The sequence below is a fragment of the Hymenobacter actinosclerus genome, assembly GCF_900111515.1.
Lineage (GTDB): Bacteria > Bacteroidota > Bacteroidia > Cytophagales > Hymenobacteraceae > Hymenobacter > Hymenobacter actinosclerus.
Window position 1 is genome coordinate 281,046 of the sequence record NZ_FOHS01000004.1, and the last position, 17,227, is coordinate 298,272.

Sequence of the window (17,227 nt, forward strand, 5' to 3'; positions counted from 1 at the left end):
AGGCTGCAAAAATAGCGAAATGGGTTGGGGTGCGCAGCCGAGGCGGTCAAAAGAGCGGCGTCATGCCCTGGTGCTCGCCCCCGCAGCCGGCAGCGTAACGTGCACGGTGGTGCCGTGGCCCGGCGTGCTTTCGATGCGCAGCGAGCCGGCCTGCCGCTTGGCGAAGGCCCGGCACAGCAGCAGCCCCAGGCCGGTGCCCGAGCGGGGGCCCTGCAAAGGCGGCGCCAGCGCCTCGGAATGGTGCAGGGCGGCTACCTGTTCGGGTGGTATGCCCGGCCCCGTATCCTCCACCCGCAACACCACCTGCCCGGCCCCGCCGGCCCTGGCCACCAGCCGGATTTCTCCGCCCGCGGGCGTAAACTTGAGAGCATTGCCCACCAGATTGCGCAGAATAGTCTGGCTCATGTGCGCATCGGCCCACAACGCCAGGCCCGGTTCGGTGTCAAGCTGCAGGGTGAGCTGTTTGGCTTCCAATGCATTGGCGTACAGGCGGCGCGTTCCTTCGAACAGCTCGGCCACGGCCAGCACCTGCGGGCGGAAGGCCAGCTCGCCGGTCTGGCTGACGGCCCAGTTGAGCAGGTTGTCGAGCAGGTGATTGAGTTGCTGGGCCGATTGGCGGACCAGCTCGGGCAGACGGCGCAGGCCGGCTTCGTCGCCCTGGCGCAGATAAAAGTCAATCAGCTCGGTAACGCTGGCAAACGACGTGACGGGGCCGCGCAGGTCGTGGGCGACGATGGCGTAGAGGCGGTCTTTGGATGCGGCCACCTGGCGCAGCTCGGCCGAGGTTTGCTCCAGCGCGTGGTTGTTGGTGGCCAGCGCGGCGCGGCTGCGGCGCAGCTTGGTATAGAGCAGCCCGGCCCCGCCCAGGCCCAGCAGCAGCGTCACGATGGCACCAATCTGGGCGCGGTTGCGCTGCTGCAGCACGTTTTCGCGGTCGGTGAGCTGCTGAATAATCCGCTCTTTATCGGCCGTTTCGTAGCGGGTTTGCAGGGCCATGAGCGTCTGCAGGCGCGAGCGGCTGTTGAGGCTGTCGTTGAGGCTGCGAAACCGCAGCTGCCACTCGTAGGCGTAGTCGTACTGGCGGCGGGCGGCGCTGATGTCGGCCAGCAGACTGTAGGCATCGAGTACGCGCTCCTGATAATCGAGGCTACGGGCCAGCACCAAGGCCCGGCGCGTGAGTTCCTCGGCCTCCTCCAGCTCATTATTGAGTAGCAGCACCGTGGCCAGCAGCTCCAGGTGGCCGGCCTCGAAACGCTGCTCGGGCAGCGGCTCCAGCAGGCTCACGGCTTTGCGCAACAGCCCCTCGGCGGTGGCCAGGCGCTTCATCTGCAGATAATACGTGCCCATGTTGGCCAGGTACAGCGACTCGCCGGCCCGGTCGTGGTTGCTGCGGGCCAGGGCCAGGGCCCGGCGGGTAAACAGCATGCCACGCGCGCGGTAGCGCATGGTGAAATACAGGTTGCCTAGGTTGCCAAACAGCACCAGCTGCGAGCTTACCTGTACATCGGGCTCGTAGGCGTAGCTCAGGGCCCGGCGGTAGTTGCGCAGGGCTGCGGCCGTGTCGTTGCGCTCGTGGTACACGCTGCCCATGCCCGTGAAGCTGCGCACCAGCCCATCGTTGGAGCGCAGCTGCCGGGCCAGCAGCAGGGCCTCCTGCTGCAGCTCCAGCGCATGCGGGCCGTCGGCCAGGTTGGCGTAGCAGCTGGCCAGCGCCAGCAGCCCGCGCATCAGGCCGGGGCGGTCGGGCAGCTCGCGGGCCAGGGTTACGGCCTGCTCGCCGTAGCGCAGGGCCAGTGTGGGCTGGTTGTCGTGCAGGGTGTAGCAGAGCCCGTTCAGCAGCCGGACGCGGCCCGTATCGGCCGGCTGGGTTTGCAGCCGCCGCTGCATCTCCGGCACCGAAGCAGCCCGGCCCCACAAGCTGCCGAGCAGCAAGGCAACGAGTAGCAAGAGGCACCGCATCGAAAACAGCTAAGGTAAAAGTATTGCTTACACTGGCGCAGTCCGGCCCGATTTCGGCCCCGATGGTTAAATGTACTCTTTTGCGGCTGCCAATCAACGCGCAGGCCGCCTGCTTACTTCTTTGCCGCTGCTAACGTAACAACCTGATGCCGGGTTAGCTGCCGGGCTGGCTAAGGCTGGCAAGGGTGCGCTTCAAGTGCCGGCTCCGCTGCGGCCGGCGCCGGTGGGGCCGGGTTCAGAGCCAGCAAATCCACACCTGGCGCCGCTCCAGCGGGGTGCTGCGCAGAAACTCGGTCAGTGGTTGCAGGTCTGTCAGCACCGAAGTGAGGGTGATAACCTGCCCGTCGCGCAGATGCAGCCGCAGGTAGTCGTAGGCGCTCCAGAAGGGGCGGCGTGAGCGGCAGGTAACCCGCTCGACGCGCAGCAGGTCGCGCTTCTCAAACGGAATCGGAGTGGCGCCCTCGTACACTTCCAGCTGGTTTTGCTTGGGCTCGAAAACCAGCGTGGTGTGCAGGTTGCGGGCCGCGTACTGCAGGTGCAGCAGCAGCGCCGGCCCCGCAAAACCCAGCACCACAGCCGCCATCACCAGCAGCAGCGCCCACTCGTGCGGGGCCAGGGCATCGGCGTAAAAGAAGGCCCCCAAAAACGGCAGCCCCACGCCCAGGCACAGCAGCGGCCAGAACAGCAGCCGCAGCTGCCGCCCGTAGTTGAGCCGGTACACGTAGCTTTTGCGGCTGAAAAGGCCCGTAACCAGCCGCAGCCCCAGCATCACGGCCGCCACCAAAGCAGCCGCCTCCAGCAGCGGCCGCAAAAAGGCGAGGAGTTTCATTAAGGAAATCTAGCGCACCAGAATCCAGGGCTCGTCGGCCCGGTGGGCCCGGAGCGTGCCGAAGGGCTCCAGTGCCAGCCCATGCTGCCCGAACACGGCGCGCACCGCCTCGCGGCCGGCCGGGTCGACGCACACGAGCAGGCCGCCCGAGGTCTGGGGGTCGCAAAGCCAGGCGCGCTGCTCGTCGGTTACCGCGCCGATTTTGTGGCCGTAGGAGTCCCAGTTGCGCACCGTGCCGCCCGGAATCGACTTCTGGGCGTAGTAGGCCGCGGCTTCCGGAATCAGGGGCACCTTGCTGAACTCAATTTCGGCCGTCAGGTTGCTGCCCTCGCATACTTCCGAAAGGTGGCCCAGCAGCCCGAAGCCCGTTACGTCGGTCATGGCCCGCACGGCTTCCAGCGGCCCCAGCTCGGCGCCAATCTTGTTGAGCTGCATCATGCTCTGGGGGGCCAGCTGCTCATCCTCGGGCCTGAGAATGCCTTTTTTCTGGGCTGTCGTCAGCATGCCTACGCCCAGCGGCTTGGTCAGGTACAGCTCGCAGCCGGCAGTGGCCGTGTCGTTTTGCTTGAGGTGCTGGATGTCGAGCAGGCCCGTAACGGCCAGCCCGAAAATAGGCTCCGGCGAGTCGATGCTGTGGCCGCCGGCCAGCGGAATGCCCGCCTCGGCGCAGATGCTGCGGCTGCCCTCAATTACGCGGCGGGCCACTTCGGGCGGGAGCTTGTCAATGGGCCAGCCCAGCACGGCAATGGCCATAATGGGCCGCCCGCCCATGGCGTACACGTCGGAAATGGCGTTGGCTGAGGCAATGCGCCCGAAATCGTAGGCATCATCCACAATCGGCATAAAGAAGTCGGTGGTGCTGATAACGGCCTGCCCGCCGCCGATGTCGTACACGGCCGCATCGTCGCGCGAGGCGTTGCCCACCAACAGCTTGTCGTGGGCGGGCTGGGGCAGGCTGGTGTGCAGAATCTGGTCGAGCACCTTGGGCGCGATTTTGCAGCCGCAGCCGGCGCCGTGGCTGTACTGGGTCAGGCGGATTTTATCGGTTTCAGTCATGTTGTATCGTTCAAATTAGGGTTCCCGCAGAGGTTCGCGGAGGTTTCCGCAGAGGCGCGCAGAGGTTGTTCTCTGCGTTAGGCCCGATGCTGCTCTGTAGAAAACGCAGCCTGCGCGGCCTCCAGCACCAGCCCGGCGTTTATCACCGGGTCGCAGGTGTCGGAGGGCACGCGCACGAAGGGGCGGCCGTCGAGGCCGTGCGAGTAGGTTTTATCGTAGTAATCCAGCACGAGGCTGACCATTTTCGCCATGTCGTTTTCGCCGATAGCCGACAGCGCTTCCTTGGTGGCCAGCCCGCCCAGGCGCTTGCGGATGCGCAGCACCGAGGCGGCCAGCGCGGCTGGGTCCTGGCGGCCGTACTCGTCGGCCAGCTTGGCTACCCGCACCTCGCGCGGAATCTCCAGCACCACCAGCGGGGCCGTGCGCAGCTGCTCGAACAGCCCGCCGGGCACCGCCACCCGCCCGATGCCGCGGCTTTCATCTTCGACCCAAAACGGGGCCTCGGTGGGCAGCGCGGCCAGCCGGGCCGTCAGCTCGTTCTCAAACTGCTCCTGGGTGGGCTGCTCGGGCTGGCCGATGCTGCCAAACGCCGAGCCTTTGTGGGCGGCCAGGCCTTCGAGGTCGAGCATGGGCTGGTTTTGGGCCGCCAGCGCGTGCAGCACGTCGGTTTTGCCCGAGCCCGTGAGGCCGCCCAGCACCCACATGGCGCGGGGTCGCTCGAACTCGGCCAGCGCCCAGCGGCGGTAGTCCTTGTAGCCCTTATCGAGCAGCTGCACCTGAAAGCCGGCCAGCTCCAGCAGCCACTGCACGGCGCCCGAGCGCATGCCGCCCCGCCAGCAATGCACGCGCACCTGCTTGTTGGGGGCCAGTTTGCCGGCCAGCTTCACCATCTGGCTCATGCGGGGGCCAAATAAATCGAGGCCCAGCAGCACGGCCTTGTCCTGGCTCTGCTGCTTATAGGTGGTGCCGATGCGGGCGCGCTCCTCATCGGTAAACAGCGGAAAGCTCACGGCCCCCGGAATGTGCCCCTGCGCGTACTCAACCGGCGCCCGTACATCCAGCACGGGCCCATTGGCATCGGTTTGCAGAAAATCGGACAGGGCAAGACGAGGCATTCTTTGGAGTTAAAAATTAAAAGTGAAAAAGTGAAAATGGAGCTGTTTCTAAAAGCGTCAATGATTGCGAAAACGTCATGCTGAGCTTGCCGAAGCATCTCTACCGCTTTGTTAAACGGCTACTACGAAGCAGTCGAGATGCTTCGGCAAGCTCAGCATGACGTTCTTATGACTTTGTAAACGGCTTCAATGGCTGTTCCAAAAAATCGACTGGCGTAGCGGCAGGAAACCAAGTCCCCTTTTTAATTTCTCACTTTTAATTGACGCAGATACAGTTGCACGGTGTTTTCGAGGCCCAGATACAGCGCGTCGCATACCAGCGCGTGGCCGATGCTTACTTCGGCCAGGCCGGGCAGGTTTTGGGCCATATAGGCCAGGTTGTCGAGGTCAAGGTCGTGGCCGGCGTTGAGGCCCAGGCCCAGCTGCTGGGCCAGCGCGGCCGCTTCGCGGTAGGGCAGGAGAGCGGCGGCGCGGTCGGCGTGGTAGAGGCGGGCGTAGTCTTCGGTGTAGAGCTCAATCCGGTCGGTGCCGGTCGTGGCAGCGGCGCGCACCAGTTCGGCTACGGGGTCGAGGAAGATGCTCACGCGGCAGCCCAGGCCTTTCAATTCGGCCACGATGCCGCGCAGGTAATCCTGGTGTTTCACGGTGTCCCAGCCGGCGTTGGAAGTAATGGCGTCGGGCGCGTCGGGCACCAGCGTTACCTGCTCGGGCCGCACCTCACGCACCAAGTCCAGGAAATCGGGCGTGGGGTTGCCCTCCACGTTCAGCTCGGTTTTCACCACGGCCTTCAGGTTGCGCACGTCTTGGTAGCGGATGTGGCGCTCGTCGGGACGCGGGTGCACCGTAATGCCTTCGGCCCCGAACCGCTCGATGTCGCGGGCGGCCTGCAGCAAATCGGGGCGGTTGTGGCCGCGGGCATTCCGCAGGGTGGCTATTTTATTTATGTTTACGCTGAGCTTCGTCATACCGGGGGCGGGCAGAGAATAAAAAGTACGGGCCGTAAAGATACGTAGCCCCAACAGCCCGACCGTGTTTTGGTTGAAACCGGGCCCCGCCGCGCTGCGTCCGGGATTAAGCCGTAATTTTACTTCTTCCTATTTCCCCTGAACTATGTCTCTGAAAGAAACCATCGACGCCGACATCAAAAAGGCCATGCTGGCCAAAGACAAGCTGCGCCTGACCACGCTGCGCAGCATCAAGTCGCAGATTATGCTGGCCGAAACGGCCGAGGGCCAGCACGGCGCCGCCCTCACCTCCGATGCCGAGATGAAGCTGCTCACCAAGCAGGCCAAGCAGCGCCGCGAAGCTGCCCAGACCTACAACGAGCAGTTCCGCTCCGACCTCGAAGAAGTGGAGCTCAACGAGCTGGCCATCATCGAGGAGTACCTGCCCAAGCAGCTCTCCGAAGCCGAGCTGACCGAAAAGCTCGTCCACATCATCCAGCGCGTGGGCGCCACCGGCCCCTCCGACCTGGGCAAGGTGATGGGCGTAGCCGCCCGCGAGCTGGCCGGTCTGGCCGACGGCCGGGCCATTTCCCAAACTGTCAGCCACCTGCTCAACAACACGAATTTCTAGCGACAGCCGGTTTCCAGTCAACCCAAACTCACCGAATGTCCACTTTCGACATCTTCCTGCTGATTCCGCTGGGGATTGGGGCCGTGCAGGGCTACCGGCGCGGGCTGGTGCTGGAAGTGGCCACGCTGCTGGCCCTGGTGCTGGGGGTGGTGGGCGGGCTGGCGTTGCTCAACGATGCCATTCCGCTGGTGCGGCATTACGTGGGCGAGGCATTTGGGCTGCTGCCGCTGGTGTCGTTCGTGCTGGTGTTTGCCGCCATCGGCTGGGGGGTGCATCTGCTTAGCGGCCTGCTCAAAACGGCCGTGCACCTCACCCCGCTGGGCTTCCTCGACAACCTGGGCGGGGCCATCGGCGGCATGCTCAAGTGGGTGCTGGGCCTGAGTCTGCTGCTCTACGGGGTGGAGGCGGCCGGTGTGCCGCTGATTTCGCCCGCGCTGGCCGCCGACTCGCAGGTACTGCCTTTCGTGCGCCAGGCCACGCCGGCGGCCCTGCAAATTGTGGGTTTCGTCATGCCCTTCGCCAGCACCCTGCTCACCCGCCTGCGGGAAGTGTTTTAGGGGTAGAGCGTAGAAGTTAGAAATCAGAAAGAACGTCATTCTGAGCAGGGCGAAGAATCTCGCGTGCAATACTGACCTCGCCTACAGAAGCTAGTTTGGCCCGCGAGATTCTTCGCGCTGCTCAGAATGACGTTCTTTCAGTGGCTACCAACCAAAAAAATGCGCCTGCTGCTGCTCGACAACTTCGATTCTTTCACCTATAACCTGCTCGATTACCTGCGGCAGTTGGGGTGCGAGGTGCTGGTGCGCCGCAACAACGTGCCGCTGGCCGAGCTGCGGGCTCTGGCCCCCGAGGCCGTGGTATTGTCGCCGGGGCCGGGCACGCCGGCCGCCGCGGGCAACCTGCTGGCCGTTATCGAAGAGTTTCACCGGCAGCTCCCGATGCTGGGCGTATGCCTGGGCCACCAGGCGCTGGGCCAGTTTTTTGGGGCCGAGGTGCTCCGTGGGGCCCGGCCCATGCACGGCAAGGTATCGGACATCACCTGGACGGTGCCCGACGTGCTCTGGGACGGGCTGCCGGCCCGCATGCCGGTTACGCGCTACCACTCGCTGGCCGTGCGCAGGCTGCCGCCGGAGCTGGAGGCGCTGGCTTTTACGGCCGACGACTGCGCCGAAATCATGGCCCTACGCCACCGTACGTTACCTTTGCACGGCGTACAGTTCCATCCCGAAGCCCTGCTCACCACCTACGGGCTGGAAATGCTCGGCAATTGGGTCAGGAGTTGTATCATTGCAACCGCCGCCCCGGCCCCGCCGGTCGGTTTATTTGGATAGCGAAGATGACGTTGCGGATTCAGGAGAAAAACGAGTTTCGGTACGTAGATGAAGGCACCGGCGAGGTGCTGCTGCTGCTGCACGGCCTGTTTGGGGCGCTCAGCAACTGGCACGAAGTTATTGCCGAGTTCAGCCCCCGCTACCGCGTCGTCATTCCCCTGCTGCCCATCTACGACATGCCCCTGCTTAAGGCCGGCGTGCCGGGCCTGGTGAGCTTTGTAGAGGAGTTTCTGGGCGAAATCGGCCTGCTGGAGCCCTGCACCCTGCTGGGCAACTCGCTGGGCGGCCACATTGCGCTGGTGTACGCGCTGCAGAATCCGGCCCGCGTAAGCCGGCTGGTGCTCACCGGCAGCAGTGGCCTGTTCGAAGACGGCATGGGCGGCTCGTTTCCCAAGCGCGGCAACTACGCCTACGTGCAGGAAAAAGTGGCCTACACTTTCTACGACCCCGCCGTAGCCACCCGCGAGCTGGTCGATGAGGTGTTCAGCGTGACCAACTCCAATGCCAAGTGCCTGCGCATTATCAGCATTGCCCGCTCGGCCCAGCGCCACAACCTGGCCAAGGAGCTGAGCCGTATTAAGGCGCCCACGCTGCTCGTCTGGGGCCTCAACGACACCATCACGCCTCCTGTGGTGGCTCACGAGTTCCACCGGCTGCTGCCCAACTCGCAGCTGCGCTTCCTCGACCATTGCGGCCACGCGCCCATGATGGAGCGGCCCGCCGCGTTCAACGCGCTGCTCAACCAGTTTCTGGCCCAAACCACCGCCCAGCTGGCTTCGTAGCTTGGGGGGGCGTTGGCCGGGCAGTGCAACCACCGCGCCACTGGCCGGCTCTTTGTTTTTGATAAGAAGTGTTTTATCTAGCGTCGGCCCCGCGGCGGCGTAAACCTTCGGCCCGGCTGCGGGCTTATACGGCCAGCACCTGCTTTTCTGCTCTGCTCATGAACTCCATCCTCGCCGAAGACTTACTGAACCCGCTGGTGCCGCCGCTCAAGGTGACGGACTCCACGGAGAAGGCCGCCCGCTGGCTGGAGGAATTCCATGTGGGCCAGTTGCCGGTGCTCGACGACCGCCTCTACCGCGGCCTCGTCACCGAATCGGACCTGCTCGACCAGGACAGGGAGGGCAGCGAGGAGCGCCTGCTCGGCAGCCTGCAGCTGCAGTACGCCGATGTGCACGTGCAGCACGACCAGCATTTCTACAATATTATCGAGCTGGCCGTGCAGAACAACATCCAGCTCGTGCCCGTGCTCGACGACCAGCGCGAGTACCTGGGCGTGGTAACCATCGGCGACACGCTGGCCGCTTTCGGCAAGGTGCCGGTGGCCAGCGGGCAGCTGGGCATTTTGGTGCTTTCGATGGAGGAGCGCGACTACTCGCTCACCCAGATCAGCCGCTACGTAGAGGAAAACGATGCCAAAATCCTGAGTGCCCACGTGGCCCAGGACGAGCACGACCCCTACCGCATCCGGCTCACGCTCAAAATAAACACGCCCAACCTGGCCCGCATCATCGCCACGCTGGAGCGGTTCAACTACTCCATCACGGCCCAGTTCAGCGGGGCCGGCGAGCCCGACGAGGACGAACAGCAGCGCTACGACGCCCTGCTGCGCTACCTCAACGTCTGAGCCGGCTGACCAGGGTGCTGATTTCGCTTCTGCTGGTGCTGAGCGGCCTGTTCGGGTGGGCGGCCCCATCCGTTTCGGCCGGCCCTGCCCCGGCCGGGGCGCGGCTGCTCACGGCCCCGCTGCCCGACACGCTGAGCCGCGTAGGCCCCGACAGCCTCGTGCAGGCCCAGTGCCCCGGCTATACCCGGCTGCGGGTGGGGCGGGTGCTCTTCGTGGGCAATAAGGTAACCAAGGAAGTGGTGCTGCGGGCCGAGCTCGATTTCACTGAGGGCGACACGCTCAGCGCCGCCACCCTGGCCCGCCAGCTCGAACGCAACCGCCGGCGCCTCTTCAACCTGCAGCTGTTTCATCAGGTGTTGGTGAAGGCCGTGTGCCGCGACGGCGAGCTGACGGTCCTCTACAGCTTCCAGGAGCGCTGGTATATTTTTCCGGTGCCCATCTTCTCGCTGGCCGACCGCAACTTCCGCTCCTGGCTCGACCGGGCCGACCGCTGGCAGCGGGTCGATTACGGCCTGCACCTGGTGCGTCGCAACTTCCGGGGGCGCAACGAGCAGTTGCTGGGCAATCTGCAGCTGGGCTTCAACCGCAAATACGAGCTGTTTTATGAGGCCCCCGGCTACGGCCGCCGCCGCCGGATAGGCTTCGGAGCCGGCTACTCCTACTACCGCAGCCACGCCCTCGACTACGCCACCAGCGCCGACCGCCTGCGCAACCTGCGCCAGGACGCGGATTTTCCCATCGAGCGCCAATACGCCACCGTGGGGCTGCGCTGGCGGCGCACCGTGCAGCTGCTGGCCGCCCTCGATGCCTCCTACCACCGCGAGCAGGTTTCCGATTCGGTTCTCTATTACAACCCCCGCTACTTCCTCAACGGGCCGCGGCGCGAGTACCTCGAATTCAACCTCACCACCACGCTCAACCGCCGCAACACCTTCGCCTACCCGCTCAGCGGCCAGTATGCCCAGCTGCAGGTTGGCTACCGCTCGTTTCTGGACGGCCGTACCCCCGGCAGCCTCAGCGTGCGCGGCCGCTACGCCCGCTACCTGGCCCTGGGTGGTCCGTTCTATTACGCCGTGGGGGCCACTGCCCAGCTGCGCGTGGCCCGCGCCCTGGCCTACCCCGACAACCGCGCCCTGGGCTACGACCTGCTCGTGCGCGGCTACGACGCCTACGTGGTGGACGGCCGCCGGCTGGCCCTGTTGCAGCAGGGCCTCTCGCTCCGCCTGCTCGACCTGGGCCGGGTCCGGCTTAATGGCGTGCCCAGCAGCCGTTTCAACAACATTCCGCTGGCCTTTTATTTAAATACCTTTGCCGATGTGGGCTACGTCGGGCAACGAACGGTGCCAGCCGCCAACCAGCTGCCCAACCGCCTGCTGGCCTCGGCCGGTGTTGGCCTGCACCTGGTTACCTACTACGACTGGGTGTTTACGCTCGAATATGCCCGTACCCGCGAGCAGCAGGGCGGAGTATTCTTCCGCACCCAGTTTCCCATCTGATGCTGCTTAAAACCGCTCACGCTACCTTGTCAGTATGAAAATAGCTATTCTGGGCAAGCCGTTTGCCGAGCAGCAGGCGCCCGTGCTGCAAGCCCTGCTCGACGATTTGGTGCGCCGCCAGGCCGAGATTCGCATCGAGCACAGCTTCCACGACTACCTCAGCCAGTACCTGAGCATCCCCGAGGGCATCACCCGTTTCGGCCGCACCGATTCGCTGGCTGGCTGCCGCTTCGTGCTCAGCATCGGTGGCGACGGTACCCTGCTCGATACCGTTACTTACGTGGGGGCGCTGCAAATCCCGATTCTGGGTATCAACACCGGCCGGCTGGGCTTTCTGGCCACCATTTCGCCCGACACCATTCTGCCGGCCATCGACGCGCTGTTCAAGGGCCACTTCGTTCTCGAAGACCGCAGCCTCATCCGCGTCGATACCGACCCCGACACGTTCGGCGACATCAATTTTGGCCTCAACGAGTTCAGCATCCTCAAGCGCGACTCCTCGTCGATGATTGTTGTGCACACCTATATCGATGGGGAGTATTTGAACTCTTACTGGGCCGATGGCCTGATTGTGGCCACGCCCACCGGCTCGACGGGCTACTCGCTTAGTTGCGGCGGACCGGTAATGCTGCCCCAGACGAACAATTTTGTTATTGCTCCCGTATGCCCTCACAATCTGAACGTACGGCCGCTGATTGTGCCCGACCGGAGTGTGATTTCCTTCGAAATTGAAGGTAGGAGCAACAACTTTCTGTTGTCGCTCGACTCCCGCTCCCGCACCGTCGAAGCCGGCATTCAGGTAGCCGTTCGTCGGGAAAATTTCAACGCTCAGCTAGTTAAACTCAATCAGGTCAACTTCCTGAGTACCTTGCGCAGCAAATTGAACTGGGGCCTCGACCGGAGGAATCCTGCCGAAGTACCAGTTTGAGCCTTTTTTTGGACATTTCTTTTTTTAGTTCCCACGAAGCCTTACTTTTGTCTTCGGCTGAAACTGTGATTTTTACAGTTCTCGGCTCTCTCCCCGGAACCGCTATTTTTAAATAACGCCTGAGTATGAAGCAGTTTTTCGCCCTTACCGCCGCCCCGCTGTTAGCTCTCACGATGCTGGCATCGGAGGCTGATGCGCAGCAATTCAGCAAGCGTAAGCAGTACAACACGGTTGGTGTATCGCTGAATGCCATGAACTACTTCGGTGATATCACGCCGAAGCCCAGCATTCCCAGCTTCCGGGCCGGTGCCACCCGCCCCAACATCGGGCTGACATTCACGCGCCGCTTCCTGCCCCGGGTTTCGGCCCGCGCCTCGCTTTCCTACGGCCGCATCACGGGCTCCGACGCCAAAGCCGCTGATCAGAATGACCAGGATGCCAAGTTCCGCTACAACCGGAACATGAACTTCCGCAACGATATTCTGGAGCTGGCTGCAGTAGGTATCTTCGATCTGGTCGAAAACCGCAACAACTATATTAAGCGGCCTGACTTCGTTCCATATCTGTTCGGTGGAGTGGGCGTGATTCACCACAATCCCAAGGGTGAGAATGAAGCGGGCAATATCGTAGCCCTGCAGCCGTTGAGAACTGAGGGTCAGGCTAAGGCTTATGGACTCACGCAGATTGTAATTCCATTTGGTGCTGGTGCTCGTTACAAGCTTAACAAGAGCTTCGATGTAGGCTTGGAATTAGGCTTCCGTAAAACGTTTACCGACTATCTGGACGATGTAAGCACTAACTACGTCAGTGATGTCAGCAAGCTTAGCGGGACTGATGCTCAGTATTTTGGTTGGTATGCAACGAAGGGTACTGCCAAAGTACCGGGCACATATGACATCAGCCAGCAGGGTGGTGAAATGCGCGGCAAGAGCAACGAGAAGGACTGGTACACTACGCTGGGTATCTCGGTAAACTACATCCTCGCTCCTAAGGTCCGCAATCCTAAATTCCGGTAGCCATTCGTACTGGCTGTCGTATTACCTAACTGCCAGTCAGTCTAATGATAAAAGCAACCTCTTTTAAAACGCTCCTTATCGGCCTTGGGTCGGTGGGGAGTGTTTTTTTTGCCCAAGCGGCGCAGGCTCAAAACCCCGGAGCACAGACTACCAGTGAAATCGGGCTGGGCGTGGGCGGGCTGGTGTACAAGGGCGAACTGGCCCCACACTACCAGTTTCGCAACAACCGCCCGGCCCTGACGGCTTTCTACCGCCGCGACCTTACGGGCGCCGTTACCGTGCGGGGGGCGTTAACGGGTGGTATGTTACGGGCCGACGACCGCAATGTGAAGGGCCTCAACGGCAACCAGCCGCCACTGTCGGCCTACCGCGACTCTCACTTGAAAGGGAGCCTGCTCGAACTGTCGGGTGGTATCGAATACAATTTCTTCGACTACCACAACCGGGAGGACAAGGTCCATTTTACGCCGTACGTGTTTGTGGGAGTAGCTGGCTTCTATGCCAATACCGATGTGCAGAGCAATGCTTTTCCGTCGTTGGATAAAAAGGCCAGTGTACTGAGTCTGGCAGTGCCGGTGGGCGTGGGGTTCAAGTACGCGCTTTCCACGCACTGGAATTTAGGCCTGGAGGTGGGAGCCCGCAAGACATTCACCGATGACCTAGACCATATCGATGGTAAAACCCGCGGGCAGACCGACGAAATCGGTAACCCCCACGACCAGGACTGGTATTTCTACAACGGGCTGAGCATTTCGTACACCTTCTACAAAATCCACTGCCCCGATAAGCGCGACGATAAGGCAAAAAAGAAGTAACCCCGGGGCTTGCAGAAGCCCAACCGGCCAACCGGCCCCCGCTACGTGCCGTGGTGGGGGCTGCTGCTTTTGGCGCGTAGTGGCCGCAGTCAGTATTACGGGGTAAGTAATGCAACCATTTACGTAACTTGCGACCTCTTTACGCAAAAAGCGCCAATGGCCGTCCGGTCCGAGATTGATTCCCAAAATATTCCTGCCCACGTTGCCATTATTATGGATGGCAACGGCCGTTGGGCCAAGCAGAAAGGCGGCTTACGCATCTTCGGCCACCAGAGTGCCATTACGGCAGTTCGGGAGACGGTGGAGGGCGCGGCCGAAGCCGGTGTGCGCTACCTGACGCTCTATGCCTTCTCGACTGAAAACTGGGCTCGCCCGGCCATTGAAGTGACGGCCTTGATGCAGCTGCTGGTGCATACCATCCGCAAGGAAACCCCCACACTGCTCAAAAACAGCATCCGGCTGCAGGCCATCGGGCAGATTCACAACCTGCCGGCCTCGTGCCAGAAGGAGCTGGCCGAAGCAATGGAGCTCACCAAAGCCGGTACCCGCATGACGCTGATCCTGGCCCTGAGCTACAGCGGCCGCTGGGACCTGGCCCAGGCCAGCCGGCGCATTGCTACGGAAGTAGCGGCGGGCCGATTGCAGCCCGAACAGGTGACCGAAGCCACCGTGGCCGGCTTTCTCTCCACTGCCGGCATCCCTGACCCCGAACTGCTCATTCGCACCAGCGGCGAACAGCGCATAAGTAATTTCCTGTTGTGGCAACTGGCCTATACGGAACTGTTCATTACCGATTTGCTATGGCCCGATTTCCGACGCCAGCACCTCTACGACGCTCTGCGGGCTTACCAGCAGCGGGAGCGTCGGTTCGGTAAAACCAGTGAGCAGCTAACCGTTTCGTAATCGCAGATGAGTTCTCCCTACCATAAGATTCTTCCGGTTGCCGCCCTGGCCTTTACGCTGGGCACGGCGCCGCTCACTACGGCCCTGGCCCAGGTAGCTGCGCCAGCCGCCAGTACCAATGCCGACGAGCCCCAGCGTTATACGCTGGGCGGCATCACCATCAGCGGCGCCCGCTACCTCGACCCCAACACGCTCATCGGTCTGTCGGGCCTGAAGGTGGGCGACCCCATCACTATTCCGGGGGAGGAAATCGGCCGGGCCATCCGCAAGCTCTGGGACCAGGGTATTCTGGGCGACGTGAGCGTGAGCATTGCCCGCGTGGAAGGCACCCGGGTATTCCTCGATTTCAACCTCAAGGAGCGCCCCCGGCTGTCAAAATTCGTGTTCGAGGGCATCAGCAAGGGCCAGAGCGAGGAGCTGAAAAACAAGATCAAGCTCATCCGGGGTAAGGTGGTAACCGACGCGCTGCTGAGCAACACTCGGGCCCAGGTGCGCAAGTTCTACACCAACAAAGGCTTCCTCGACGCCAAGGTCAACATTGTGCAGCGGCCCGATTCGTCGCTGTCGAATAGCGTGGTGCTGGCCATTAACGTGGACAAAGGCCCCAAGGTAAAAATCCAGGAGATTGACTTTGTGGGCAACACGGCCTTCTCGGATGGCAAGCTGAAGGGCAAGTTCAAAAAAACCAAGGAGAAGAAGTTTCCCAAGTTCTTCAACTCGGGGAAGTATCAGGCCAAGGAATTTGCCGACGACAAGCAGAAGCTGCTCGATTTCTACAACGCCGAGGGCTACCGCGACGCCACCATCGTGTCGGATTCGCTTACGCGGGTGGGCGATGGGCTGAAGCTGACCGTGCGGGTGGATGAAGGGCCGAAGTACTACTTCCGCAACATCAGCTGGAACGGCAACTACCTCTACGACGACAAGACGCTGGCTTCGGTGCTGGGCATCAAGGAGGGCAGCGTGTACAGCAAGGAAACGCTCGACAAGCGCCTGAACTACAACCCCACCGGCCAAGACGTAACGTCGCTCTACATGAACGACGGCTACCTGTTTTTCAACATCGAGCCGGTGGAAACCCGGGTGGAGGGCGACTCCATCGATATTGAAATGCGCGTAACCGAGGGCGTGCAGGCCCGGGTGAAGGAGGTCCGCATTGCGGGCAACACCAAAACCTCCGACCACGTGGTGCGCCGCACCCTCTACACGCTGCCAGGCGACAAGTTCAGCCGCGAAAACCTGATTCGCAGTCAGCGCGAGCTGGCTACGCTGGGCTACTTCGACCCCGAGAAAATTGGCCTCAACCCGGTGCCCAACCAGGCCGACGGTACCGTGGACATCAACTACACGGTGGAGGAGAAGCCCTCCGACCAGATTACGCTTTCGGGCGGCTGGGGCGGCTATGCCGGCTTTATCGGTACGGTAGGTCTGGTGTTCAACAACTTCTCGCTGCGCAAAGCCGCTACCCTGAAGAACTGGACGCCCGTGCCGGCCGGCGACGGCCAGCGCCTGGCCCTGAACGTGCAGGCCAACGGTCCGCAGTACCAGGCCTACTCGTTCTCGTTCACCGAGCCCTGGCTGGGCGGGCGCAAGCCCAACTCGCTGTCGGTGAGCCTGACTAAAACCGTGTTCCGTAACGGCAGCAACTTCGACATCAACTCGGGTTCGCTTAAAACCAACGGCGCCAGTGTGGCCCTGGGCCGCCGCCTGCGCTGGCCCGACGACTACTTCACGCTCAGCAATGCGCTGTCGGTTACCCAGTACAAGCTGAAGAACTACGGCAGCCTGGGTACCGATTTCTTCCCGTCGGGCACCGGCAACGCTACCAACCTCACCCTCAACACCACGCTGGCGCGTAACAGCATCGACAACCCTACATTCACGCGGCGCGGCTCCTCGCTGGCGCTGAGCGTAAACCTGACGCCGCCCTACTCGCTGTTTCCGGGTTCGCACCCCAGCGTAGTGGAGTGGGTTGAGTTCCATAAGTGGATGTTCGACGCTTCGTGGTTTACCCCAGTCGTAGGCAAGCTCGTGCTCAATACCCGGGCGCACTTTGGCTTCATTGGCAGCTACAACAGCAGCCGCCCTATCGGGCCGTTTGAGCGGTTTAAGCTGGGTGGCTCGGGTCTGGGCTACGGTGGTTCCACCAACTTTATTGCGGGCACCGAGTACGTGGGCCTGCGTGGCTACGCCGACCCCAACGACCAGAATTCGCTGCCGGCCTCGCGGCAGGGCTCGGCGGGCGGCGTGGTGTACAATAAATTCGTGATGGAGATGCGTTATCCGGTCAGCCTGAACCCGGCGGCCACGGTGTACGTGCTCAGCTTCGCCGAGGCGGGCAACTCGTTCGAGAACTACAGCAACTACAGCCCCTACAAGCTCTACCGCTCGGCGGGCGTAGGTGCCCGTGTTTTCATGTCGGCATTCGGTTTGCTAGGCTTCGACTACGGCTGGGGCTTCGACCAGGTGCCGCGCGTAGCGGGCGGTTCGGGGCAGAAGAACGGTATCTTCCACTTCATCATCGGCCAGCAGATTCGGTAGCGCCAGCGGTGGGCGGGCCGCGGCCACCACTTTTTC

Annotated in this window: 16 protein-coding genes; 11 read left to right on the forward strand and 5 right to left on the reverse strand. The window is 62.5% G+C overall.

What is annotated here, in order from left to right; genetic code table 11:
• Positions 1–60 precede the first annotated feature (60 nt).
• From BMY67_RS15935 to BMY67_RS15955, 5 genes are all read right to left on the reverse strand, one after another.
• Positions 61–1,959 (reverse strand): sensor histidine kinase, encoded by a 1,899-nt coding sequence (locus BMY67_RS15935; protein WP_092773475.1) that lies wholly within the window; start codon positions 1,957–1,959, stop codon positions 61–63.
• Positions 1,960–2,194: 235 nt separating this feature from the next.
• Complete coding sequence (locus tag BMY67_RS15940) at positions 2,195–2,788, reverse strand: PH domain-containing protein (protein ID WP_092773477.1); 594 nt, start codon at positions 2,786–2,788, stop codon at positions 2,195–2,197.
• A gap of 9 nt (positions 2,789–2,797) precedes the next feature.
• Entirely contained in the window at positions 2,798–3,844 is a 1,047-nt protein-coding gene (gene selD / locus BMY67_RS15945; RefSeq protein ID WP_092773479.1) for a selenide, water dikinase SelD, read from the reverse strand.
• Positions 3,845–3,921: 77 nt separating this feature from the next.
• The gene (mnmH, locus tag BMY67_RS15950) at positions 3,922–4,959 is read right to left on the reverse strand and encodes a tRNA 2-selenouridine(34) synthase MnmH (protein WP_092773481.1); all 1,038 of its coding nucleotides are present in this window, start codon (positions 4,957–4,959) and stop codon (positions 3,922–3,924) included.
• Positions 4,960–5,201: 242 nt separating this feature from the next.
• Positions 5,202–5,924, reverse strand: a complete 723-nt coding sequence (locus BMY67_RS15955; RefSeq protein WP_092773483.1) for a pyridoxine 5'-phosphate synthase — start codon at positions 5,922–5,924, stop codon at positions 5,202–5,204.
• A gap of 145 nt (positions 5,925–6,069) precedes the next feature.
• On the opposite strand from BMY67_RS15955, the gene BMY67_RS15960 reads away from it, so the two are divergent.
• The 11 genes from BMY67_RS15960 (at position 6,070) to bamA (ending at position 17,191) form a co-directional block, all read left to right on the forward strand.
• Positions 6,070–6,534, forward strand: coding sequence for a GatB/YqeY domain-containing protein (locus BMY67_RS15960; protein ID WP_092773485.1), 465 nt, complete (start codon positions 6,070–6,072; stop codon positions 6,532–6,534).
• Between the two features lie 35 nt (positions 6,535–6,569).
• Positions 6,570–7,091, forward strand: a complete 522-nt coding sequence (locus BMY67_RS15965) for a CvpA family protein (protein WP_092773487.1) — start codon at positions 6,570–6,572, stop codon at positions 7,089–7,091.
• A gap of 159 nt (positions 7,092–7,250) precedes the next feature.
• Positions 7,251–7,865, forward strand: coding sequence for an anthranilate synthase component II (locus BMY67_RS15970; RefSeq protein ID WP_092773607.1), 615 nt, complete (start codon positions 7,251–7,253; stop codon positions 7,863–7,865).
• 5 nt (positions 7,866–7,870) lie between these two features.
• Positions 7,871–8,647 carry an alpha/beta fold hydrolase gene (locus BMY67_RS15975; protein WP_092773489.1) on the forward strand — a complete coding sequence of 259 codons (777 nt, stop codon included), beginning with the start codon at positions 7,871–7,873 and terminating at the stop codon, positions 8,645–8,647.
• A gap of 158 nt (positions 8,648–8,805) precedes the next feature.
• Complete coding sequence (locus BMY67_RS15980; RefSeq protein WP_092773491.1) at positions 8,806–9,492, forward strand: CBS domain-containing protein; 687 nt, start codon at positions 8,806–8,808, stop codon at positions 9,490–9,492.
• Positions 9,493–9,506: 14 nt separating this feature from the next.
• The gene (locus tag BMY67_RS15985; protein WP_177189872.1) at positions 9,507–10,988 is read left to right on the forward strand and encodes a POTRA domain-containing protein; all 1,482 of its coding nucleotides are present in this window, start codon (positions 9,507–9,509) and stop codon (positions 10,986–10,988) included.
• A 34-nt stretch (positions 10,989–11,022) separates the two neighbouring features.
• Positions 11,023–11,916: an NAD kinase gene (locus tag BMY67_RS15990; protein WP_092773495.1), complete on the forward strand. Its 894-nt coding sequence runs from the start codon at positions 11,023–11,025 to the stop codon at positions 11,914–11,916.
• A 125-nt stretch (positions 11,917–12,041) separates the two neighbouring features.
• The gene (locus BMY67_RS15995) at positions 12,042–12,932 is read left to right on the forward strand and encodes a DUF6089 family protein (RefSeq protein WP_092773497.1); all 891 of its coding nucleotides are present in this window, start codon (positions 12,042–12,044) and stop codon (positions 12,930–12,932) included.
• A gap of 44 nt (positions 12,933–12,976) precedes the next feature.
• Positions 12,977–13,747 (forward strand): type IX secretion system protein PorG, encoded by a 771-nt coding sequence (porG, locus tag BMY67_RS16000; protein WP_092773499.1) that lies wholly within the window; start codon positions 12,977–12,979, stop codon positions 13,745–13,747.
• Between the two features lie 156 nt (positions 13,748–13,903).
• Entirely contained in the window at positions 13,904–14,650 is a 747-nt protein-coding gene (locus tag BMY67_RS16005) for an isoprenyl transferase (protein ID WP_092773501.1), read from the forward strand.
• Between the two features lie 6 nt (positions 14,651–14,656).
• A complete protein-coding gene (gene bamA, locus BMY67_RS16010) occupies positions 14,657–17,191 on the forward strand; it encodes an outer membrane protein assembly factor BamA (RefSeq protein WP_092773503.1) in 2,535 nt (844 codons plus the stop codon).
• Positions 17,192–17,227: the final 36 nt, after the last annotated feature.

Coding starts and splice junctions, on each gene's coding strand:
- BMY67_RS15960 (WP_092773485.1), top strand. CDS start 6,070: ATGTCTCTGAAAGAAACCATCGACGCCGACATCAAAAAGGCCATGCTG.
- BMY67_RS15970 (WP_092773607.1), top strand. CDS start 7,251: ATGCGCCTGCTGCTGCTCGACAACTTCGATTCTTTCACCTATAACCTG.
- selD (WP_092773479.1), bottom strand. CDS start 3,844: ATGACTGAAACCGATAAAATCCGCCTGACCCAGTACAGCCACGGCGCC.
- mnmH (WP_092773481.1), bottom strand. CDS start 4,959: ATGCCTCGTCTTGCCCTGTCCGATTTTCTGCAAACCGATGCCAATGGG.
- BMY67_RS15940 (WP_092773477.1), bottom strand. CDS start 2,788: ATGAAACTCCTCGCCTTTTTGCGGCCGCTGCTGGAGGCGGCTGCTTTG.
- BMY67_RS15935 (WP_092773475.1), bottom strand. CDS start 1,959: ATGCGGTGCCTCTTGCTACTCGTTGCCTTGCTGCTCGGCAGCTTGTGG.
- bamA (WP_092773503.1), top strand. CDS start 14,657: ATGAGTTCTCCCTACCATAAGATTCTTCCGGTTGCCGCCCTGGCCTTT.
- BMY67_RS15995 (WP_092773497.1), top strand. CDS start 12,042: ATGAAGCAGTTTTTCGCCCTTACCGCCGCCCCGCTGTTAGCTCTCACG.
- BMY67_RS15980 (WP_092773491.1), top strand. CDS start 8,806: ATGAACTCCATCCTCGCCGAAGACTTACTGAACCCGCTGGTGCCGCCG.
- BMY67_RS15990 (WP_092773495.1), top strand. CDS start 11,023: ATGAAAATAGCTATTCTGGGCAAGCCGTTTGCCGAGCAGCAGGCGCCC.
- BMY67_RS15965 (WP_092773487.1), top strand. CDS start 6,570: ATGTCCACTTTCGACATCTTCCTGCTGATTCCGCTGGGGATTGGGGCC.
- BMY67_RS15975 (WP_092773489.1), top strand. CDS start 7,871: ATGACGTTGCGGATTCAGGAGAAAAACGAGTTTCGGTACGTAGATGAA.
- BMY67_RS15955 (WP_092773483.1), bottom strand. CDS start 5,924: ATGACGAAGCTCAGCGTAAACATAAATAAAATAGCCACCCTGCGGAAT.
- BMY67_RS16005 (WP_092773501.1), top strand. CDS start 13,904: ATGGCCGTCCGGTCCGAGATTGATTCCCAAAATATTCCTGCCCACGTT.
- porG (WP_092773499.1), top strand. CDS start 12,977: ATGATAAAAGCAACCTCTTTTAAAACGCTCCTTATCGGCCTTGGGTCG.